Raw genomic sequence first — 20,725 nt, forward strand, 5'->3', positions numbered from 1 at the left:
GGTTGTCCGACACTCGTTCGACACTCATCGCCCGGTGTCCGGGCCCCGTGTCGGCGGCTGCTGCTAGCGTCGGCCCCGCTCGGACCCTCCCTGATCGTCACCCGGCGGTCGCGGCCCGCGCGAGAGGCGGTTCCCGTGGTGCTGGCGATGCAGGCGGACGACTTCGGCGGGCCCGAGGCCCTCCGCGCGGTGACGGTGGAGCCGGGCGAGCCCGGTCCCGGCCGGGTGCGGATCCGCGTGCGCGCGGCGGGCGTCAATCCCGCCGACGCGAAGCTCCTCCGCGGCCTCTTCGGTCGCGGGCGCACGCCCGTCCGGCCCGGCAGCGAGGTCGCCGGCGTGGTCACCGCCGTGGGGGATGCAGCGACGGGGCCGCTCGGGGCCCTCGGCGTCGGGGACGAGGTGGTCGCCTTCCGCGTCTCCGGCGGGTACGCCGAGGAGATGGTCGTCCCGGCCGCCTCGGTGCTGCCGAAGCCGTCCAGGCTCGCCTGGGAGCAGGCGGCCGGGCTCCTGCTCGCGGGCACGACCGCGGTGCACCTGCTCGAGGCGACCCGCGTCTCCGCGGGCGACACCGTCCTGGTCCACGGCGCGAGCGGGGCCGTGGGCACCCTCCTCGTCCAGCTCGCGCGCGAGCGCGGAGCGCGCGTCCTCGGCACCTCGAGCGAGCGGGGCGCGGCGGTCGTCGAGCGCTTCGGCGCCGAGTCCGTCCGCTACGGCGCGGGACTGGAGGAGCGGGTGCGCGCCCTCGCGCCCGACGGCGTCGACGTCGCCCTCGACACGGCGGGCACCGACGAGGCGCTCGACGCCTCCGTCGCGCTCGTCGCGGACCGCTCCCGCATCGCCACCGTCGCCGGCTTCGAGCACGGCGCGGAGCTCGGCGTCCTCCTGCTCGGCGGGGGAGCGGGCGCGGATCCCGGCACCGCCCTGCGCGACGCCGCCCGGGCGCCGCTGCTCGAGCGCGCCGGTCGCGGCGAGCTCGAGGTGGTGCTCGGCCCCTCCTTCCCCCTCGCCTCGGCGGCGGAAGGGCTCGCGCTGGTGGAGTCGGGCCGCGCACGCGGCAAGGTGGTGCTCCTCCCCTGAGCACCGTCGATCCCCGCACCGTCGATCCCCGCACCGTCGATCCCCACCCCGTCGACGCGCTCCCCGTCGAGCTCGTCGCGAACGGCCCCTTCGACGTCGTCGGTGCCGCGAACCTCCTCCTGCACCACTCGCTGCCCGGCGTCGAGCGGGTCTCCGACGACGGGCGGCGGCTCGAGCGGCTCGTCACCGTCGGCGCGCGGGCGGTGCCGCTCGCGCTCGAGCTGGCTCCCGTGGGTGTCCGCGTCGCGACGACCGATGCCGCCGTGCTCCCGCTCGTCCGCGCCTGGTTCGACCTCGACTCCGACGTCGAGGGGATCGGAGCGGCCCTCGCCCGCGACCCGCTGCTCGCGCCGATGGTCGCCGCCCGTCCGGGCCTGCGGGCGACGCAGTACCCCGAGCCGTTCGAGGCCGCGGTGATGGCGGTCCTCGGCCAGCAGGTGTCGGTGGCGGCGGCCCGGACCTTCGGCGGTCGCGTCGTCACCGCGTTCGGCGGCGAGGGCGAGTGGGGCCTCCGCTCGTTCCCGACGCCCGCGGCCCTCCTCGCCGGACCGATCGAGGAGCTGCGCGCCGCGATCGGCGTGACCCGGGCCCGCGCGGCGACCGTCCGCGCCGTCGCCGCGGCCTTCGCCGACGGACTCGTGCTCGACCGCGCCGGCGATCTGGCCGAGCAGCGGCGGCTCCTGCTCGCGATACCCGGCATCGGCCCGTGGACCGCCGACTACCTCGGGCTCCGGCTGCTCGGCGACCCGGACGCGTTCCCCGCGGGCGACCTCGTGCTGCGCCGCGCACTCGGCGGGATCAGCACGGCGGCGGCCGACGCGGCGTCGCAGGCCTGGCGGCCGCACCGCGCCCACGCGGCCTTCCACCTCTGGGCGTCGACGGGCGCCGTCTGAGGCGTGCGACCGGGCCGAGCGTCCCCGACTAGCGCGACGAGGCGCGCACGACGAGGCTCCCCTCGAGGAGGATCGAGCCGGTGACGCCGCCGAGCAGGCGGTCGAGCGCGGCCTCGGCCAGCTGCTCGAGAGGCTGCCGGAGCGAGGTCAGGGGCGGCGCGCTGTACTCGCCCTCCCAGGTGCCGTCGAAGCTCGCCACGGCGACGTCGCCGGGCACTCGGAGCTCCGCGTCCCGGAGCGCGCGGAGCAGGCCGATCCCGATCAGGTCGGAGGCGGCGAAGACGGCGTCGGGCCGGGGGGACAGGCCGCTCAGGACGCGGCCGGCGGCCCACCCGCCCTCGCGGGAGTAGTCGGCCTGGAGCGCGGGACCCGGCTGCAGCCCGGCGTCGACGCAGGCCGTCTCCCATCCGCGCCGACGGGCCTCGAAGCGTCCGCGGTCGTCGCGTTCGACGTCGCCGACGAAGGCGATCCGGCGCCGGCCCGACTCGACCAGGTGGCGGGTCGCCAGCTCCGCGCCCGCCTCCAGGTCGACCCCGACGCCGTTCGCCGCCGTCTCGTCGCTGCTGTTGAGCTGCAGCCAGGGAACGCCGAAGGCGTCGATCGGGCCCCGGTCGACGGAGCCGCCCGCCAGGAGGAGCACCCCGGCGATCTGCCGGGCCGTCAGATCGCGGAGGCGGGCGTGCACGGTGTCGACGTCCGGGATCGACGTGATCACGAGCAGATCGAGGCCCCGGGCGCGCGCCGCGTCCTCGACGGCGCTGGCCAGCTCGGTGAAGAACGGGTTGGTGAAGACCCGACGGCTCCCGACCGGGGCGAGCAGCGCGATCGTCCGCGAGGTCCCGGTCCGCAGGGCGGCCGCGGTGGCGTTCGGCCGGTAGCCGAGCTCGGCGATCGCCGCCCGCACGCGGGCCGCGGTCGCCTCGGCGACGGGCGCGGTGCCGGTGAGCGTGTACGTCACGACGGCGTCGCTGACGCCGGCCAGGCGGGCGACGTCGCGTCGAGTGACCCGTCGCGAGGTGTTCATCGCAGCGAACCTACCGCGCCCGTGCCGCCCGTGCCGCCCGCGCCCGCACGACCGGAGTCATCCGCCTCAGCTCGCGAGCGGCCGCACGCTCCCGACCCGCGTCACCTCGTAGAGCACCCCGCGCTCGGGGTGCAGGAGCGGCGGGACGAGACCCGCGCGGCCGAGCAGGGCGCCGGACAGCTCGAAGACCCCGCCGTCCTGCGGCCACCAGATCGCGTCGCGGTCGGCGAGGCCCCGCGTGCCGACGACGACCGGGGCCACCCGGTACACCGACTCCGGATCGAGGCCGGGCAGGCGGACCCGCCCGGGGGAGACGACGCCGGCGCGGGCGAGCGAGACGTAGGAGTAGACGGCGGCCGAGCGGTCGGGAGCGACGACGCCGTGCACCGCGATCGTCTCGTCCGGGTGGTCCAGCCGGACGAGGTCGCCCCCGTGCAGCAGGGGCCGGAGCCGCTTGTGCAGGGCGATCCACTGGCGCAGCTCCTCGAGCTCCTCGTCGCCGGCGGAGCGCAGGTCCCACTCGACGCCGAGGTGGCCGAACAGCGCCGTCAGAGCGCGGAAGGACAGGTCGTGCACGCGGCCCGTCGTGTGCGAGGCGCCCGACGCGATGTGGGTGCCCATCAGCTCGGGCGGCAGCAGCTGGGTGGTCCAGCGGTTCATCTGCTGCCGGTCGAGCGGGTCGTTGTTGTCGGAGACCCAGACGCGGTCGGTCCGCTCCAGGATCTCGAGGTCGACCCGCGCTCCGCCCGAGGAGCAGGACTCGATCTCGAGCCCCGGGTGCAGAGCCCGGATCTCGTCCATCAGCCGGTACACCGCGAGCGTCTGCCGGTGCACGCCCGGGGCGCCGTCGGGGCGCCGACCCGCGTCGGTGAGGTCGCGGTTGTGGTCCCACTTGATGTAGCCGATGTCGTACTCGTCGAGGATCGCGAGGATCGCGTCGCGGAGATGGGCGAAGCAGTCCGGATCGCCCAGGTCGAGGACCTGCTGCCAGCGCGACTCGGGGGGCATCCGGTCTCCGGTCGAGAGGATCCACTCGGGGTGCGCCCGGGCGAGGTCCGAGTCCGGGTTGACCATCTCGGGCTCGAACCAGAGCCCGAACTGCAGGCCGAGCGAGCGCACGTGGTCGACCAGGGGGTGCAGTCCGTCCGGCCAGACGTCGCTCGAGACCGTCCAGTCGCCGAGCCCCGAGTGGTCGTCCCGGCGGCTCCCGAACCAGCCGTCGTCGAGCACGAAGCGCTCGATCCCGAGGTCGGCGGCGCGGTCGGCCAGCTCGACGAGCGCGTCGAGGTCGTGGTCGAAGTAGACGGCCTCCCAGACGTTGATCGTGACGGGCCGCGCCGAGTGCGGGTGACCCGGCCGGGCGCGCAGCTGCCGGTGGAAGCGCCGGGCGACCTCGTCGAGTCCGTCGCCGTGGACGGCGTGGATCCACGGACCGGTGTGGGTCTCGCCGTGCGCGAGCCGGACCTCGCCGGGCAGCAGCAGCTCGCCGCCGCCGAGGGTCTGCACGCCGGTGTGGACGCGCTCGACCTGGTGCACGTGGTTGCCGGACCACGCGGTGTGGATCGCCCAGACCTCGCCGCGGGCGAAGCCGAAGCCGGGCTCGCCGACGCTGAGCAGGGTGGCGGCGTCCGCTCCCGTCCGTCCGTGCCGGCCCTCGCGGCGGTGCGCTCCGATGGTGACGGCCGAGCGCTGCGGCACGCGCTCCTTGCCCCAGCGGCCGGCGAAGTCGAGGATCTCGCTCGCCGAGGGCGGCGTGGGCAGGCTGAGCAGCAGCTCGTCGACCTGATAGCCGTCGGCGCCGAGGTTGGTGAGCGCCGCCCGCATCCGCAGCACGCCGGAGGGGTCGAGGACGATCACGATCTCGAGGCCGAGCGCGGCGACGTCGTCCTGGGCGCGGACGACGAGCGTGCCCGCCCCGGAGTCGGCGATCGCTCCGGTCGGCAGGGCGGCGCCGTCGAGCTCGAGGCTCGTCGTGCGGAAGGACGGCGACCAGGCCGCGCCCGCGCGGGATCCGCTGAGGCCCGGCCGGCCGGTCCAGCCGGTGCGGTGCTCGGGGAGCACCGCGAGGCGGATCGGCTCGTCGATGTCGTTCGGACCGACCGGGGCGGTGCCGGAGAGCACCAGCGCGTCGAACGCCGCCCGGTCGAGCGGCCCGCAGTCCGCGCCCCAGTGCGCGACCATCGGCAGCAGGGAGTCGCTGAGATCCAGCACGAGGGCGACTCCGGCGCTGCGGAGGACGACTCCGGTCGAGGGGGTGGCGAGTGTCACGGTGAGTGTTCCTGTTCTGCCCGGATCAGGGCTGTTCTGCCCGATCAGGGCGCGGACGGTGCGCAGCCGCAGGACTCCCGCAGGAGCAGCTCCCCGCGGAACAGCGTGTGGTGTGCCCGGTCGGGCGTGAAGTCGATGATGGTGTCGATCGCAGCGCGGGCCATCTCGCGGACCGGCTGCTTGAAGGAGGTGAGCCGCGGGACGCTGAACGCGGACTCCGCGGTGCCGTCGTAGGAGACGATCCGGAGGTCCTCCGGGACCCGGAGCCCGAGGTCGGCCGCGCCGCGGAGGACGCCGATGCCGAGGAGGTCCGAGCCGGCGAAGACGGCGTCGGGCCGGTTCGGGGTGTCCAGGAGCATACGCGCCGCCTCGATCCCGCCCTCGCGGGTCCAGGTCGTCGTGACCACCGGTCCCGGCTCCAGGCCGATCTCCTCGATCGCCTCGGCCCAGCCGAGCACGCGCGGGTCGGTGGTCTGCTGCGAGCTCGCGCCGATGACGAGGCCGACGGAGCGGCAGCCGTGCACCTCGGCGAGGTGCCGGACCACGGTGCGAGCGCTGTGGCGGATGTCGACCCCGACGCTGGCGGCGCCCTCCGCGGGGTGGAACGCGTCGATCCACATCACGGGAACGGGGATCGAGTCGAGGGAGGAGCGGTCGCTCGCGTGCCGGACGCTCGAGAGCAGCACGCCGTCGACCCCGCGCTGCGCGATCTCGTCCAGGAGCCGCACCTCCGTCTCCAGGCTCTCGTGCGAATTCGCGATCAGCAGCGCGTAGCCCCGCTCCGTGGCGGCGATCTCGAGCTGCAGGGCGTACTCGGAGAAGAAGGGGTTGCTCACGTCGGCGACGATGAGGGCGAGGGTGTGCGTCCTGCCGGTGCGCAGGGCGCGAGCGGTGGAGTTCGGCCGGTAGCCGAGCTCCTCCATCGCCGTCCGCACGCGCTGGGCCGTCTCGGGGGTGACGTGCTTCGCCCCGGTCATCACGTAGCTGACGACGGCCGAGCTCACCTGGGCCCGCTCGGCGACGTCGTTGCGGGTCGGGCGCTTGCGCGGCGTGCTGATGTCCGGCACGGGGTGCCTCCTCGAGAAAAGCGACGATCGGCGGAGAGGGGGACAGAGCGCCCCCTCTCCGCCAGTCTGGCCGACGGGCTACTGGAACAGCGCGTTCACCTGATCGTTCGCCGACGAGAGCGACGACGGGTCGGCCTGTCCCTCGAACACCGCGTCGACGGCCGGCACCATGATGCCGTTGATCTTCGCCGCGTTGTCGGAGATCGGGAAGAGGAACGTGGTGCCCTCGTCGACCTGGCTGGTGAAGGCCGACACGTCGATCCCGCGCTCCGCGAAGGCGGCCTGCGCCGCGTCCGAGCCCGAGGGGATGGCCGGGAAGACGACGCCGGCGGCGCCGATGACGTCCTGGCAGTCGGCGGAGGCCATGTACTCGACCCACTTGGCCGAGGCGGCCTTGTTGTCCGAGCCGGACCAGATGGAATCGGCCAGTCCGTTGAACATCGTGGCGCGCGCGCCGGTGGGGCCGGTCGGGGTCGGAGCGGTGCCGACCTCGATGTCCTTGAGGCCGTAGAACGAGTTGATGTTCCACGAGCCGTTGGTGATCATCGCGTACTTGCCGGCGCCGAAGGTCTGCGTCGAGTCGCTGCCGGTGACGGCCGCGAGGGAGGGCATGTAGCCCTCGTCGATGACCTTCGCCATCCAGCCGATCGTCGCCTGGAAGCGCTCGTCGTCGTAGTTGTACTTCGTGCCCCACGGGTTCTTGTCGGTGTAGCTCCAGCCGGTGGTGCCGGCGTACATCGACCACTGGGTCTGGCCGTTGCCGCCGCCGGACTGGCCGTCGAGGCCCAGGCCGTACACGGCGACGCGGGTCTTGTCGAAGCCGTCCTCGTCGCCGCGGACGCCGTTGACGTCGACGGTGAGGTGCGCGATGGCCTTCTCGTAGCTGCCGCCGTCCTCCGGGTTCCAGTCCAGTCCGGCGATCTGCTCGGCGGTGTAGCCGCCGTCCTCGACGAGCGCCTTGTTGTAGAAGATCGCGGTGGTGTCCCAGTCCTTCGGCAGGCCGTAGCGCTGGCCGTCCTCGCCGACCCAGAGGTCCGCGAGGCCCTTCTGGTACTGCGAGACGTCGACGCCGTCCTTCTCGACGACGCCGTCGAGCGAGACGACCTGGCCGTTGTTGACGAAGTCCGCGAACTTCGAGAGGTGGTCGGTGAAGACGTCGGGGGCCGTGCCGGCGACGAAGCCGTTCGTGAGCTTCGTCCAGTAGTCGTCCCAGGAGTACTGCGAGATGGTGACGCTCACGTCGGGGTTCGCGGTGTGGAAGTCGTCGGCGCACTGCTGGTAGGCGGCCTTCTGGTTGTTGTCCCAGAGCCAGTAGTCGATGGTGCCGGAAGCGGAGCTGGTGTCGATGTCGGCGCTGTCGCCGCCGCCGCTCGCGGCGCCGCCGGAGCCGCCGACGCAGCCGGTGAGTCCGAGGGTGAGGACGGTGGTGCCGGCCAGGACGGCGGCGGATCGTCGGAGGATGCGGGTCATGGTGCTGGTTCCTGTCTGCTGCTTCATTGCACGGGAGGGAAGGGAGTGGAGAGGGGGAGGGGAAGGGAGAGGGGAGAGGAGAGCGGAAGTGGACGGGGAAGGGGAGAGGAGAGGGGAAGTGGACGGGGAAGGGGAGAGGAGAGGGGAGCGGAGAGGAGAAGAGGAGGGGAAGAGGGGCGGGCGCGTCACTTGACGCCCGAGAAGCCGATGGAGTCGACGATGCGACGGCCGAAGGCGAGGAAGAGGAGGAGGACGGGGACGGCGGCGACGAGGGTCGCGGCCATGAGCCCTGCCCAGTCGGGGCTGCCGCCCGGGGTCTGCGAGCGGAAGACGCCGAGGGCGACGGTGAGGACCCGGCTCTCCTCGGTGTTGCCGGCGAGCAGCGGCCAGAAGTAGTCGTTCCAGGTGTTGATGTAGGTGAGGATGCCCAGCGTCGCGAGCGGCGCCGTGCTCATCGGCACGATCAGGCGGAAGAAGATCCGCAGCTTGCCCGCTCCGTCGAGTTCCGCCGCCTCCTCGATCTCGCGGCTGATGCCGAGGAAGAACTGGCGGAGGAAGAACACCGCGAAGGGGGTCATCAGCAGCGTGGGCAGCGAGAGCCCGATGAACGAGTTGAGCAGCCCGAGATCGCGCATGAGGACGAAGTTGGGCAGGGCGGTGAAGATCGGCGGGACCATCAGCGCGGTGAGGAAGAGGAAGAAGACGGCGTCGCGGCCGGGCCAGCGCAGTCGCGCGAAGGCGTAGGCGGCCAGCGAGCAGAAGAGCAGCTGGCCGAGGGTGACCAGGGTGGCGTAGGCGACCGAGTTGCGCAGGTAGAGCCAGAAATTGACGGAGGCGCCGGACCCGCCCTCGGCGAGGGCCTGCTCCTGGGTGGAGAAGCCCAGGACCCGGGCGAAGGCGCCCCAGGTGAAGTCGACGGGCAGCAGCGAGGTGGTGTCGGTGGCGAGGGCGTTCCCGGTCGAGAACGCGGTGCGCACCATCCAGAAGAAGGGGAAGAGGGTGACGACGAGGGCGAGGATCAGCGCGATCCAGGCGACGACGCGGCCGAGGGAGGGTCGGCGCGCCGGCCGGGTGCGCCGGGGAGCGGGCGCGGGGGACGCGGCGGCGGCGGGATCGAGGGCGACGGGAGCTGCAGTGGTCATCGGCGTTCCTTACGCGAGGTCGGACTGGTCGGCGCGCAGCAGCCGGAGCTGGATCAGCGCGACGCCGGCGAGGATGACGAGGAGGACGACCGAGATCGCACTGGCGTAGCCGAAGTCGTTCTCGCCGAAGCCGACCTGGTAGATGTAGTACTGCATGACCCTCGTGGCGTTGACCGGGCCGCCTCGGGTGGTCACGGCGACGGTGTCGAAGACCTGGAACGAGCCGGTCACGGTGACCACGAGGACCAGCGCGAGCACCGGCCGCAGCAGCGGCAGGGTGATCTTCCAGAACGAGCGCCACTCGCTCGAGCCGTCGATCGCGGCCGCCTCGTAGACGTAGCTCGGGATGAGCTGCAGGCCGGCGAAGACCAGCAGCGCGGTGTAGCCCATGTGCCGCCAGACGTTGACCAGCGCGATCGTCGGGATCGCCCAGTTCGAGTCGGCGAAGAACGGGATGCGGGTGAGCCCGAGGCTCTCGATGACGCTGTTGACGAGGCCGAGCTGGTAGTCGAGCAGGAGGAACCAGATCATCGCCGCGATGACGTTGGAGATCAGGAAGGGCAGCAGGATCGCCCCGCGGATCACCACGGACTGGGTGAGGCGGTGCATCAGGACGGCGAGGCCGACCGCGACGACCGTCTGGACGACGATGTTGATCAGGACGTACTCGAGGGTGACGCCGACCGAGTTCCAGAACAGCGGGTCCTTCGCCAGGCGCAGGTAGTTGTCGAAGCCGATGTACGACGGCGCGCTCATCAGGTTGTAGTCCGTGAAGCTCAGGTAGATGCCGCGGATCGTCGGGACGACGTAGAACGCTCCGAAGCCGACGGCGGCCGGGAGGATGAAGGCGAGCGCGACGAGCAGCTCGGAGCGGCGCGCGCGGCGCCGGCCGAGCGACATCGTCGGGCGGATCCGGACCGCGGCGGCGCCCTCGCGGGCCCGCCCCTCGCGGAGAGCCGTCATCGTGCGCACCCGGTTCGTCGCGCGTTCGAGCGTCGTGAAAGCAGCAAGAGATGACTCCTTCGTCATGATCCGAGCAGGTGGAGAAGCGCCCGTTCCGCGGTGCGCGGGAGCGTGCTGCGAAGGAAGCTACACGAGTAACCAGGAGTATTCAAGACTGGGAAGAATGTTCTTACATGGCTACTGTCGACCTCGGCTCCGTGCAGTGCTGCCGGGCCGGAGAGAGAGCAGTGATGACGACTCCACTCGCGGATCCCGCGCGCATCGACGCGCAGATCGACCCCGACGGCGGCTTCGCCGACCTCCGGGGCTCGGGCGTCCGCGTCCACCTCGCCGAGACCGCATCGGGCGGCCTGCGGGTCGACGTCGGTGCCGTCGCCGCCGTGTCGAGAGTGCGGCTGCGGTGGGCCCGGGCGATCCCCGAGGACTGCCTGGTGCTCGGGGACGCCTGGGAGCGCTCCTACGGCGAGCTCGAGTGGCGCGGCGTCCGCGCCGAGCGGATCCTGCCCTGGACGGCCCTCGTGCACCACCCGCGCACGGGCACGACCGACGGCTGGGGCGTCGAGGTGGGCGGCGCGTCGTTCGCCTTCTGGCAGGTCGACCGGCGCGGAGTCACGCTGACCCTCGATCTGCGCAGCGGCGGCGCGGCGGTCGTCCCCGGCGACCGGACGCTGACCGCGGCGGTCGTGCACAGGATCTCCGGCGAGGAGGGCGCGTTCTCCGCCCAGCGGTCGCTCCTCCGCCGGCTCTGCCCGGAGCCGCTCACGACGGGCGGACCCCTGGTCGGCGCGAACAACTGGTACTACGCCTACGGGCGCGACTTCGGCCTCGCCGCCGTCGTCCGCGACGCGCGCACGATCGCCGACCTCGTCGGCGACCACGCGGTGCGCCCGTTCGGCGTCGTCGACGACGGCTGGAGCTCGGCCGGGACGGCCGACGGCCTCGCGGCCTCACCGGGTCCCTGGCGGGCTGGACGACCCGATCGCTTCCCCGACATGGCCGTGGCCGCGGAGGCCGTCCGGGCGGAGGGCGTGCGGCCGGGGGTGTGGTTCCGGCCGCTGCTGACGCGCGAGGAGCCGCTCGAGGGAGTGCGTGCGGGGCGGGACGGGGCCCTCGCCCTCGACCCCAGCTCGCCCGCCGTGCTCGAGCTCGTCGCGGAGGACGCGGCGCGCCTCGCCGGCTGGGGCTTCGAGCTGATCAAGCACGACTTCTCGACCTACGACCTCCTCGGCGCGTGGGGTCCGGACTTCGGCGCGGCGCCCGGCTCCGGGCCCGCGCTGCACGACCGCTCCGTGACGACGGCCGAGGCGCTCGTGCGCTTCTACGCGACGATGCGCGCCGCCGCCGGCGAGGCGCTGGTGCTGGGCTGCAACGTCGTCGGGCATCTCGCCGCCGGGCTCGTGCACGCCCAGCGGGTCGGCGACGACACGTCCGGCCTGCACTGGGACCGCACCCGCCGCGTCGGCGTCAACGCCCTGGCGTTCCGCCTCGCGCAGCACGACGCGTTCTTCACCCTCGACGCGGACTGCGTGCCCAGCACGAGCAGCACCGACTGGGCCCTGAACCGCCGCTTCCTCGATCTCGTCGCCCGCAGCGGGACCGCGCTCTTCGTCTCCGTCGACCCCGCGACGCGGACCGACGCCGTCGACGCCGACCTCGCGCGGGCGCTGCGGCTGGCGCTGGACGGCGGCACGCCCGGGGGAGTCGCTCCGCTCGACTGGCTGCACTCGCCGACGCCGTCGCGGTGGTCGGCGGGCGACGAGGTCGTCGAGTACGACTGGGTCGGCCCGGACGGCGCCGACGCCTTCGAGCCGTTCCTCGCGGGGAGCCCGGACCCGGCGCTCTGAGAAGCGGGGGCGGGCGCTGCGCCCGCCCCCGCTCAGTGCGTCAGACCCGCGCCGACACCGGGAGCGACGCCCCGACGGCGACCGGGGCGTCGCCGTGGTCGGGGATGGGCAGTCGCGCCCCGTCCTGCCGCGCCGACTCCATCGCGACCAGCCCGGGCAGGGTGTACCGGGCGGCGACCCAGGCGTTCACGGTCGGCAGGGTCCCGGTCGTGACGGCCCGGACGAAGTCGTCGACCAGGAGGTGGTGCGAGCCCTCGTGCCCGTTCGGCGCGCCCTCGAGCTCGCCTGGCAGTCGCGCGGCCTCCGCCTCGTGCACCGGTGCGTGGCCGCTGACGAAGGCGGCGCGCAGCGCGGGGGAGACGTTCTCGAGGCGCGGGTCGTCGTCCGCCATCGTCGCGGTCGTGGCGAGCTGCTCGGTCACGTCCTCGACGCCCTCGCCGGTCTGCCAGACGCTCGTCTGCACGAGCTGCTCGAAGACGCCGGCGGTGCCGAAGAAGCGGAAGCGGCTCTCGCGGAGGAAGGACGGGTAGCCGACCCGGCGGAACTCGTTGATGCGCATCGAGCCGCCGCCGTCGAGCTCGAACAGCGCGGTCATGTTCGAGAAGTCGTTGCCGAACATGCTGACGTCGGTGTCGAAGACCCCGTCGTCGAGGTGGTCGCGCATGCCCGTGCAGCTCACGCTGGTCGCGTGCCTCGGCACGGCCCCCAGCACGCCGCCGATGGAGTGGGTCGGGTACCACATCGGCGGGTAGCTGGCCGTCGCCTTCCAGTCCTCGCCGCCGCTGTAGCGGTAGGCGTCGTAGAAGCCGTGGTCCATGTCGTGGAGGTAGTCCCCCTCGAGGTAGAAGACGCGGCCGAAGGCGCCCTCCTCGAACTTGCGGCGGGCGAACACCGTCGCCGGGTTGTACTGGCTGGTCTCGCCCATCATGTAGGTCAGGCCGGTCGCGGAGACCAGCTCGATGATCTCCGCGATCTCGTCGGCGTCGCTCGCCATCGGGACGGCGGAGTAGACGTGCTTCCCCGCGCGGAGCGCCCGGGCGACCAGGGGGCCGTGGGTCCAGCGCTGCGTGAACAGGGCGACGGCGTCGACCGCCGGATCGGCGAGCATCGCCTCGAAGCTCTCGTGGGTCCCGGCGAGTCCCTCCGACTCGACGAGCGCCTCCGCGCGGCCGTCGAGGACATCGGTCACGGTGATCGCGCCGACTCCGGGGTGGCGGTGGAAGAGGTCGGCGAAGTGGCGGCTGAACTGGCCGGCGCCGACGATTCCGAGGGTGAAGGTCATGGGTTTCTCCTACTGCCGACGACGATCGGTGGCGCGGCGGACCCATTCGAGCACCTGCGTTTACTCGTGTCAACAGCCAGGTTTACTCGTGTCAATATTCGGACAGCGCACTGCGCGATCCGCCCGGCGGAGGAGGGTGGCCGCGCCTAGGTGAGGTACTCGACGTCGTCGTACTGCACGGCGTCGTCCGGCTCGAACTCGTCGACCGGGACGTCCTCGTGCTCGAGGATGACCGCGACGCCGGGGGAGACGAGCACGCAGACCTCGCGGTCGCCCGCGACGGTGAAGCTGACCATCCCGCCGCGCTCGCGCACGGCCTCGACGAGCTTCTTCTCCAGCTCCTCGGTGTCGAAGGAGAGGGCGAGCAGGAAGCGGCGGCCGTCGATGCTGAGGCTGGTGCGGCGCGTCGTGGGGGTCGGCACCTGAGTCCCGCGCCGGTCGGAGCCGGGGGTGACGGCGCGCACGCGCATCGGGGAGGCGTGCATCCGGATCACGGAGTTCATTCGGGATCCGGCCGGGACTCGTGGTGGCGGAGACCGTGCGAGCGACGGTCCTCCTTCATCTCGGACTCGAAGAGGTGGCGGCGACCGGCGGCGAGCTCGTCGCGTGCCGCGCGCTCCTGGTCGCGGAACGCGGCGTAGTAGCCGTCGTCGTAGTCCTCGACGATCTGGAAGGTCCAGCGGCCCTCGATGACGTTGCGGCCGACCAGCTCCTTCTCGAGGGAGTCGGCGAGCTCGTCGCGCCCCGCCTCCCGGAAGGCGTCGACCGCCTCGCCGAGCGCGAGGTCGGCGGCGCCGGTCAGCCGGTGGAAGCCGTAGAGGAGGCCGCGCGCGTGCTCGACGGTCTCGAGCGCCTCGGAGAGCTTGCCCAGCGCAGCGACGGTGGCGTCGTCGAGACCGTCCGGACGCAGGTGCGCGGAATCGGGGTGGTCGTGTGAGCTGGTCATCTCCGAGAGCTTAGGCCGACCATATTCCGCTGTGACCCCCTTGCGCCGCCGACCGGAACAGGTCGTCCCGCGGCTGAGCGGTCTCGAAGGCGGGCGTCGGAGCAGCGGTCCGCTCGTCGCTCAGCGGGTCGGCACGCGCACCGGGAGCGCGACCAGGCGCACGTCGCGGAGCTCGCCGGCGTCCGCGACCGCGGTGAGGTAGGTGCAGGCCGGCTGGCGGCGGCGGTCGGTCGGCGAGCCGGGGTTCAGCAGTCGCATCCCGGCCGGCGTCCGCGAGTCCCAGGGGATGTGGCTGTGGCCGAAGACGAGCAGGTCGGCGCCGGTGTGGGCGGCGTCGGCGCGCGCCTCCCGCCCCGCCGCGGGGCCGGTCTCGTGCACGACGCGCACGTCGAGGCCCGCGATCTCCGCGCGGGCGACCTCGGGGAGGCGCGCCCGCAGCCCGGCGGGGTCGTTGTTGCCCCACACGCCGAGCAGCCGTGCCGCCCGCGCCTCGAGGGCGTCCAGCGTCGCCTCGTCGACCCAGTCGCCGGCGTGCACGACCAGGTCCGCCTCGTCGGCCGCCCGCCAGACCTCGTCGGGCAGCGCCTTCGCGCGCGTGGGGAGGTGGGTGTCGGCGAGCAGGAGCAGCCGGACCGGGCCGTCCAGGCGCAGCAGCGGCTCGCCGGGGTGCTCCGCCGGCATCAGCGCGCGGGGCCGGGAGTCGGCTCCACCCCGCCGTCGGCGCCGGGCTCCTCGGCGGTCGGGGAGGCGCCGAGACGCGCGTCGAGGGCGTCGAGCGCCGGGACGAACCAGAGGTGGTCGCCGCTGTTCGACTCGACGACGAAGTCGTGCAGGGTGCTCGAGGCCGAGACCTGCTCGGTGATGTCGCCGACGACCACGAGCCGCTTGCCGTACATCACGAAGCGCTGCACGAACTCGCCGGCGATGCCCGAGCGGAGCCGGAAGAACTCCGGATCGAGGCGGCCGACCGGGACGACGATGGTCTCGGCGTCGCTGCCGTAGATCTCGCCGATGATGCCGAGCGCGTCCTCCGAGCTGGAGAGGGCGGGCCCGTCGTCGTCGACGAGGAGGAGGGGGACGCCCTGGCGGGTCTCGGTGCGCATGGACCCAGCCAACCACGTCACTCCGCCCACGTCACTCCGCGCGGAACGAGCGCAGCCGGAGGCTGTTCAGCACCACGAAGACGCTGGAGAACGCCATCGCCGCGCCCGCGACCAGCGGGCCGAGCAGGCCGGCCATCGCGAGCGGGATCGCCGCCACGTTGTAGGCGAAGGCCCAGAAGAGATTGCCGCGGATGACGCCCAGGGTCCGGCGGCCGAGCCGGAGCGCGTCGGGCACGCGGGCGAGGTCGTCGCCGACCAGCGTGACGTCGCTCGCCTCGATCGCCGCGTCGGAGCCGGCGCCCATCGCGATGCCGAGGTCGGCGGCGGCGAGGGCGGCCGCGTCGTTCACGCCGTCGCCGACGAAGGCGACCGTGCGGCCCTCGGATCGCAGCCGCTCGATCACCGCGAGCTTCTCCTCCGGCAGCACCTCGGCGACGACCTCGTCGAGGCCGACCGCGGCGGCGACCGCGGCGGCCGCGCGCGGGTTGTCGCCGGTCAGCATCAGCACGCGCAGCCCGCGGGAGCGCAGCGACGCGACCGTGCGTGCCGCCTCGGGCCGTGGCTCGTCGCGGAGGACGGCGAAGCCGCGCAGCTCGCCCTCCCAGCCGATCCCGACGACGGTGCCGCCGTCGGCCGCGGCCTGCTCGGCGCGGGCGGCGAGGTCGCCGGGTGCGTAGCCCCACTGCTCCTCGAGCCAGCGCAGGCGCCCGGCGACGACGAGGCGGCCGTCGACCCGCGCGCGGACACCGAAGCCCGCGCTTGCGCGGAATCCGGTGGCCTCGGGCACGGCCAGCCCGCGCTCCTCGGCCCCGCGGACGATCGCCGCGGCGAGGGGGTGCTCGGAGCCGCGCTCGACGGCCGCGAGCAGGCGGAGCGACTCGTCGTCGCTCGCCGCGGCGACGGAGAAGGCGCCGGTGGTCAGCGTGCCGGTCTTGTCGAGGACGACGGTGTCGACGCGGCGGCTCGTCTCGAGCACCTCGGGTCCGCGGATCAGGATGCCGAGCTGCGAGCCGCGGCCCGTGCCGACGAGGACGGCGGTGGGCGTGGCGAGACCGAGCGCGCAGGGGCAGGCGACGATCAGCACGGCGACGGCGGGCGAGACGGCGGCGGCGAGGTCTGCGCCGGAGAGCAGCCAGCCGACGAGGGTGGCGAGCGCGAGCACGACGACGACCGGCACGAAGACGGCGGAGACGCGGTCGGCGAGGCGCTGCACCCGCGCCTTGCCGGCCTGCGCCTTCGAGACCAAGCGGCCCATCCGGGCCAGGGTCGTGTCGGAGCCGACGTGGTCGACCCGGACGGTGAGCACGCCGTGCGCGTTGAGGACGCCGCCGGTGACCTCGGATCCCGGGCCGACCTCGACCGGCACGCTCTCGCCGGTCAGCAGGCTCGCGTCGACGGCGCTCGAGCCGTCGAGGACGGTGCCGTCCGCGGCGACGACCTCGCCGGGCCGCACCCGCAGCCGGTCGCCCACCGCGAGGGCGGCGGCGGGGACGCGCTCCTCGGAGCCGTCGGCGGCGACGCGGGTCGCCTCCTTCGCACCGAGCTCCAGCAGCGCGCGCAGGGCGGCGCCGGCGTCGCGTTTGGAGCGGGCCTCGAGCCAGCGGCCGGCCAGCACCAGAACGGGGACGGCGGCGGCGACCTCGAGGTAGATCTCGTCGTGTCCGGAGCGGGTGCCGAGCAGCTCGAACGGCATGCTCATCCCGGGGCGGCCGGCGTCGCCGAGGAAGAGGGCGTACAGCGACCATGCGAAGGCCGCGGTGGTGCCGAGGCTGATCAGGGTGTCCATCGTGGTCGTCCCGTGCCGCAGTGCCCGCCAGGCGGTGCGGTGGAACGGCCAGGCGCCCCAGACCGCGACGGGCGCGGCGAGGGTGAGGCAGAGCCACTGCCAGTTCGCGAACTGCAGCGCGGGGATCATCGACAGCAGCACGACCGGCGCGGCCAGCAGGGCCGAGACCGTGAGGCGGGTGCGCAGGACGCGGCGCTCGGACTCGGCGGCCTCCTCCTCGCGGGAGGGGGCGCCGTCGTCCGTGCCGTCGTCCGCCGCGGGCGTCGCTCCGGAGACCGTGGCCGTGTAGCCGGCGGCCTCGACCGCGGCGATCGCGTCGGCGGCCGTGGTGCCCTCGGGCAGCGCGAGCGTGGCGCGCTCCAGGGCGAGGTTGACGCTCGCGCGGACGCCGGGGAGCGCGTCCAGGCGGCGCTCGACCTTGGCGACGCAGGACGCGCAGGTCATGCCGCCGATGGCGAGCTCGAGCTCGGCGGGTGTCTCCGTGCGGCCTGTCGTCTCTGCGTCCGTCACGTCAGGCCAGGGGCGCGAGGCGGTACCCGGCGTCGGCGACGGCGGCCGCGATCTCCTCGCGGCCGAGCGGACGGGACGAGCCGACGGTGACGGTGGAGACGCCGTCGGGGAGGAGCGAGATGTCGACGCTGTCGACCTCGGGGTAGGCGGCGAGCTCCTCGGTGACGCTGCGGACGCAGTGCTCGCAGGTCATCCCGGCGACGCCGAAGCTCTGCACCGAGGTGCCCCCGGCGGAGGCGTGGCCGCCACCGTGCGCCGAGTCGTGACCGCCGCAGGCGCAGGCGCCGCCCGACCCGCAGCCGCCCCCGGACCCGCCGGCGGCTCCCTTGGCGGTGAGTCCGAGATCGAGGTGCGCGGTCATGCTGCTCTCCTTGCGTGGGGCGGGGGGGTCCGGTGGTTCAGTGATACCCCCCGGGGGTACTCCCCATCGTAGACCGGGTGCTTCTCGCGGGCAAGGCGGAGGCGCGAGGGGAGAGAATCTCCGGAGGAGCATCGCGATCCCGAGCGCGCCGGAGGAGGGGACATGGCCGCAGCACCGCCGCCCGACTGGGGCGCCCCGCCGCCGCACGCCTCGGCGCATCCGCTGCCGTCCGACGCGCTCCCGCCGCGCCGCCGCTTCGAGCCGACCGCGCTGATCACCTCGGGAGCCGAGGTCCGCCGGGCGCGGGCCGCGCTCGCCGCGCAGCTGCGGCAGGCGTCCCCGGAGAACCGGCGGCGGCTGGCCGAGTTCGCGGCGGTCGCGGACGGCGTCGCGCTGCTGCGCGGCCGCGAGTTCGACCGAGCGCTGCGGCGGATCGCGGCACCCGCCGCCGCTGTCGCGCCGGACACCACGGGCGTCGTCACCCTCGGCTCGGACGGACCGGCGCTCGCCGGAGAGCGGGCGGACGCGCTGGCGATCGCGTCCTGGAGCGACGTGCTCTCGGTCGAGGTCGGCACGGTCGCGCACGGCGCCTTCCGCGTCCGCGCCGTCGTCCTCTCCGTCGCGGCGGCGCGACCGGAGCGGGGTGCCGCCGCGGGCCAGGGCTTCCGCGGCCTGGTCTCCGAGGCGGCCCGCGCCTCCGCCGCCGCCCTCGCCGCGCGGGCGCGCCGCCGCGTCCTGGTGCCGCTCGTCGTCGCCACGCCGGGGCCGCTCGGCTGGACCGTCGCCGACGACCGCACCTTCCTCCTCGCCCTCGACCGGGTGCGCCGCGCCCGCGAGGCGCGATGAGGGCGCGGCTGCCGTTCGCGCTCGCCGCGATCGCCGCGCTCGCACTCGGCCTCGCCCTGCGCTTCCTCCTGGTCGGCCTGCTCGCCGACCTCGCCGGCAGCGTCCTCTACGTCGTGCTCGTCGCGCTGCTGGTCTGCGTGCTGCTGCCGCGGATCCCGGCGGTGACCGCGGCGGGGATCGCCCTCGCCTGGTCGATCGCGATGGAGCAGCTCCAGGCGATCGGAGCCGCCGCCCGCCTGGTCGAGCTGTGGCCGCCGCTGCGCCTCGTCGTCGGCAGCACCTTCTCCTGGCTGGACATCGCCGCGTACGTGCTCGGCGCGGTCGTCGCCGCGGCCGTGCTGATCGCCGTCGCGCCGCGGGCGCGCTCCGAGCACGAGGAGCCGGGCCGCGAGGAGCCGGGGGAGCTCCGCCCGTAGGGTGGGCGCATGCACGACGCGACACCGCCACTGCCGCAGACGGACGACCGGGCGCACGACACCCGCCGCGACCGCCGCACTCCGGAGCCGGTCGACCGCTTCGCCACCGGCGAGGAGTTCCCGGAGTACCGGGTCGACCTCGAGCGGATCCGCTTCTCGCCCTACTTCGCCCGGCTCTCCGCGGTCACGCAGGTCATCTCGCCCTCGGGCGTCGGCCAGGTCGTGCACAACCGGCTGACCCACTCCATCAAGGTCACCGCGGTCGCCCGCGCGATCGCGATGCAGCTGACCACCACGGACACGGCCCAGCGCGAGCTGGTCGAGCGCCTCGGCGGCTGCGACCCGGTCGTCGTGCAGGCCGCGGCCAGCGCGCACGACCTCGGCCACCCGCCGTTCGGGCACCTCGGCGAGCAGGCGCTCGACCGCCTGGCCCGCGAGAAGCTCGGCCTCGAGGAGGGCTTCGAGGGGAACGCGCAGTCCTTCCGGATCCTCTCCGAGCTCGACGTCTGCGAGACGGTGGAGGCGGGGCTGAACCTCACCGCCGCCTCCCGCGCCGCGGTGCTCAAGTACCCGTGGGGCCGCACGGTCTGCCGACCGGACCTCGAGACGGCCGACCCGACCGAGCTGCCGCGCGGCTCGACCGCCAGCCGCTGGGAGACCGCGCCGCCGAAGTTCTCGGCCTACACGCTCGACCTCGACGACCTGCTCGACTCCCGCACCGGCTTCACCGCGATCGCGCCCTGGCAGCAGACGCTGGAGTGCTCGGTGATGGACGTCGCCGACGACATCGCCTACTCGCTGCACGACCTCGACGACTTCTACCGCGCCGGCGTGCTGCAGCAGGCGGCCGTCGCGGTGGAGTTCCGGGCGTTCCTGCGCGAGCAGAACGCGCTGGCCGCCCTCGACGCCGAGGAGCTGTGGGCGCGGGCGCCCGGGCACTCGCTGGAGATGCTGCGGCGGAGGCTGGTGGCCCGCGACCCGTGGATCGCCAGCGACGAGCACTTCCGCTCCTCCGTCGAGCGGGTCTCGACCGAGCTGGTGGAGGGGCTGCTCGCGGTGCCGTTCGACGGCTCCACCCGCACCGAGCGGGCGATCGAGTCGTTCGTCTCCTCCTGGATCGGGCGGCTGCAGCGCTCGGTGCTCGTGCTCGCCGAGCCGAACGTGCGCTCGGGCCACCTGACGCTCCTGCCCGACGCCTGGCACGACGTCGCGGTGCTGAAGTTCGTGCACACCCGCTTCGTGATCGACCGGCCCGACTTCGCGACCTACCAGCGCGGCCAGTCGCAGGTGCTCGGGACGCTGGTCACCCACCTCGACGCCTGGCTCGACGACCCGCGGGACGGCCCGCGCGCCCCGCAGAAGCTGCTCGACTTGATCGAGCTGGCGACCGACGGCTATTTCCGCCTGCGTGCCGACCGCCCCGAGTGGCTGCCGGCCGGCGAGCGCGGCCGCCCGCGCGTCGACGCGGAGTCGCTGCAGCGCCTCGGCCGGGCCCGCGGCGTCGTCGACTACGTGGCGACCCTCACCGACGAGCAGGCGATGGCGCTCGCCGCCCGCCTCCGCGGCGACCGCGAGCCCTGGGCCATGGGCACCTGACGCCCCTCCCGCTGCCGAGTGCCGGGCGGTTGACACCGGAGGGTCGCCTGTGGCCATCGCGGAGAACACCCGCGAGAACGCGCGCGATTCCGCGCCAGAGCGCGCAGCAGGCCCCCGGAGTGTGCATGTCG

At 74.0% G+C, this 20,725-nt stretch carries 19 protein-coding genes; 6 read left to right on the plus strand and 13 right to left on the minus strand.

Annotation, left to right across the window (positions count from 1 at the left end):
- Nucleotides 1–135 precede the first annotated feature (135 nt).
- Both HRK28_RS10675 and HRK28_RS19765 read left to right on the plus strand, forming a co-directional pair.
- On the plus strand, nucleotides 136–1,077 hold the full coding sequence (locus HRK28_RS10675; protein WP_367948394.1) for a zinc-binding alcohol dehydrogenase family protein: 942 nt from the start codon (nucleotides 136–138) through the stop codon (nucleotides 1,075–1,077).
- Entirely contained in the window at nucleotides 1,074–1,970 is an 897-nt protein-coding gene (locus HRK28_RS19765) for a DNA-3-methyladenine glycosylase (protein ID WP_302051516.1), read from the plus strand. Before HRK28_RS10675 ends, HRK28_RS19765 begins: the two co-directional genes overlap by 4 nt.
- Nucleotides 1,971–1,998: 28 nt before the next feature.
- On the opposite strand, the gene HRK28_RS10685 is transcribed toward HRK28_RS19765, so the two are convergent.
- From HRK28_RS10685 to HRK28_RS10710, 6 genes are all read right to left on the minus strand, one after another.
- Nucleotides 1,999–2,994, minus strand: a complete 996-nt coding sequence (locus tag HRK28_RS10685) for a LacI family DNA-binding transcriptional regulator (RefSeq protein ID WP_173251469.1) — start codon at nucleotides 2,992–2,994, stop codon at nucleotides 1,999–2,001.
- Nucleotides 2,995–3,060: 66 nt separating this feature from the next.
- On the minus strand, nucleotides 3,061–5,262 hold the full coding sequence (locus tag HRK28_RS10690) for an alpha-galactosidase (RefSeq protein ID WP_367948395.1): 2,202 nt from the start codon (nucleotides 5,260–5,262) through the stop codon (nucleotides 3,061–3,063).
- Nucleotides 5,263–5,306: 44 nt separating this feature from the next.
- Nucleotides 5,307–6,329 carry a LacI family DNA-binding transcriptional regulator gene (locus HRK28_RS10695; RefSeq protein ID WP_160090727.1) on the minus strand — a complete coding sequence of 341 codons (1,023 nt, stop codon included), beginning with the start codon at nucleotides 6,327–6,329 and terminating at the stop codon, nucleotides 5,307–5,309.
- Between the two features lie 78 nt (nucleotides 6,330–6,407).
- A complete protein-coding gene (locus HRK28_RS10700) occupies nucleotides 6,408–7,799 on the minus strand; it encodes a sugar ABC transporter substrate-binding protein (RefSeq protein ID WP_173251471.1) in 1,392 nt (463 codons plus the stop codon).
- Nucleotides 7,800–7,984: 185 nt separating this feature from the next.
- Nucleotides 7,985–8,941 carry a carbohydrate ABC transporter permease gene (locus tag HRK28_RS10705; protein WP_160090725.1) on the minus strand — a complete coding sequence of 319 codons (957 nt, stop codon included), beginning with the start codon at nucleotides 8,939–8,941 and terminating at the stop codon, nucleotides 7,985–7,987.
- Between the two features lie 9 nt (nucleotides 8,942–8,950).
- Nucleotides 8,951–9,841, minus strand: coding sequence for a carbohydrate ABC transporter permease (locus HRK28_RS10710; RefSeq protein ID WP_244231872.1), 891 nt, complete (start codon nucleotides 9,839–9,841; stop codon nucleotides 8,951–8,953).
- 293 nt (nucleotides 9,842–10,134) lie between these two features.
- Here HRK28_RS10710 and HRK28_RS10715 point away from each other — a divergent pair, with 293 nt between their 5' ends.
- Complete coding sequence (locus HRK28_RS10715) at nucleotides 10,135–11,748, plus strand: hypothetical protein (RefSeq protein ID WP_217274649.1); 1,614 nt, start codon at nucleotides 10,135–10,137, stop codon at nucleotides 11,746–11,748.
- A gap of 40 nt (nucleotides 11,749–11,788) precedes the next feature.
- Here the strand turns inward: HRK28_RS10715 and HRK28_RS10720 are convergent, their stop codons facing one another.
- From HRK28_RS10720 to HRK28_RS10750, 7 genes are all read right to left on the minus strand, one after another.
- Nucleotides 11,789–13,030, minus strand: a complete 1,242-nt coding sequence (locus tag HRK28_RS10720) for a Gfo/Idh/MocA family protein (protein ID WP_173251473.1) — start codon at nucleotides 13,028–13,030, stop codon at nucleotides 11,789–11,791.
- 146 nt (nucleotides 13,031–13,176) lie between these two features.
- Nucleotides 13,177–13,533, minus strand: a complete 357-nt coding sequence (locus tag HRK28_RS10725) for a hypothetical protein (RefSeq protein WP_173251475.1) — start codon at nucleotides 13,531–13,533, stop codon at nucleotides 13,177–13,179.
- Nucleotides 13,530–13,976, minus strand: coding sequence for a hypothetical protein (locus HRK28_RS10730; protein WP_160090722.1), 447 nt, complete (start codon nucleotides 13,974–13,976; stop codon nucleotides 13,530–13,532). Before HRK28_RS10730 ends, HRK28_RS10725 begins: the two co-directional genes overlap by 4 nt.
- A 120-nt stretch (nucleotides 13,977–14,096) precedes the next feature.
- Nucleotides 14,097–14,657 (minus strand): metallophosphoesterase, encoded by a 561-nt coding sequence (locus HRK28_RS10735; protein ID WP_173251477.1) that lies wholly within the window; start codon nucleotides 14,655–14,657, stop codon nucleotides 14,097–14,099.
- Nucleotides 14,657–15,079 carry a DUF4180 domain-containing protein gene (locus tag HRK28_RS10740; RefSeq protein ID WP_160090720.1) on the minus strand — a complete coding sequence of 141 codons (423 nt, stop codon included), beginning with the start codon at nucleotides 15,077–15,079 and terminating at the stop codon, nucleotides 14,657–14,659. The genes HRK28_RS10735 and HRK28_RS10740 overlap by 1 nt, the downstream gene beginning before the upstream one ends.
- Before the next feature lie 31 nt (nucleotides 15,080–15,110).
- On the minus strand, nucleotides 15,111–17,375 hold the full coding sequence (locus tag HRK28_RS10745; RefSeq protein WP_367948396.1) for a heavy metal translocating P-type ATPase: 2,265 nt from the start codon (nucleotides 17,373–17,375) through the stop codon (nucleotides 15,111–15,113).
- A gap of 1 nt (nucleotide 17,376) precedes the next feature.
- Nucleotides 17,377–17,736: a heavy-metal-associated domain-containing protein gene (locus HRK28_RS10750; protein ID WP_160090719.1), complete on the minus strand. Its 360-nt coding sequence runs from the start codon at nucleotides 17,734–17,736 to the stop codon at nucleotides 17,377–17,379.
- 162 nt (nucleotides 17,737–17,898) lie between these two features.
- Between HRK28_RS10750 and HRK28_RS10755 the strand changes: the two genes are divergently transcribed.
- The 3 genes from HRK28_RS10755 to dgt are packed head-to-tail and all read left to right on the plus strand — an operon-like array spanning nucleotide 17,899 to nucleotide 20,594.
- Nucleotides 17,899–18,582 carry a hypothetical protein gene (locus tag HRK28_RS10755; protein ID WP_173251479.1) on the plus strand — a complete coding sequence of 228 codons (684 nt, stop codon included), beginning with the start codon at nucleotides 17,899–17,901 and terminating at the stop codon, nucleotides 18,580–18,582.
- On the plus strand, nucleotides 18,579–18,998 hold the full coding sequence (locus tag HRK28_RS10760) for a DUF2809 domain-containing protein (protein ID WP_160090717.1): 420 nt from the start codon (nucleotides 18,579–18,581) through the stop codon (nucleotides 18,996–18,998). Before HRK28_RS10755 ends, HRK28_RS10760 begins: the two co-directional genes overlap by 4 nt.
- Nucleotides 18,999–19,007: 9 nt before the next feature.
- The gene (gene dgt, locus HRK28_RS10765) at nucleotides 19,008–20,594 is read left to right on the plus strand and encodes a deoxyguanosinetriphosphate triphosphohydrolase family protein (RefSeq protein WP_173251481.1); all 1,587 of its coding nucleotides are present in this window, start codon (nucleotides 19,008–19,010) and stop codon (nucleotides 20,592–20,594) included.
- Nucleotides 20,595–20,725: the final 131 nt, after the last annotated feature.

It is taken from the genome of Rathayibacter sp. VKM Ac-2835, from assembly GCF_013266705.1.
Taxonomy (GTDB): Bacteria; Actinomycetota; Actinomycetes; order Actinomycetales; family Microbacteriaceae; genus Rathayibacter.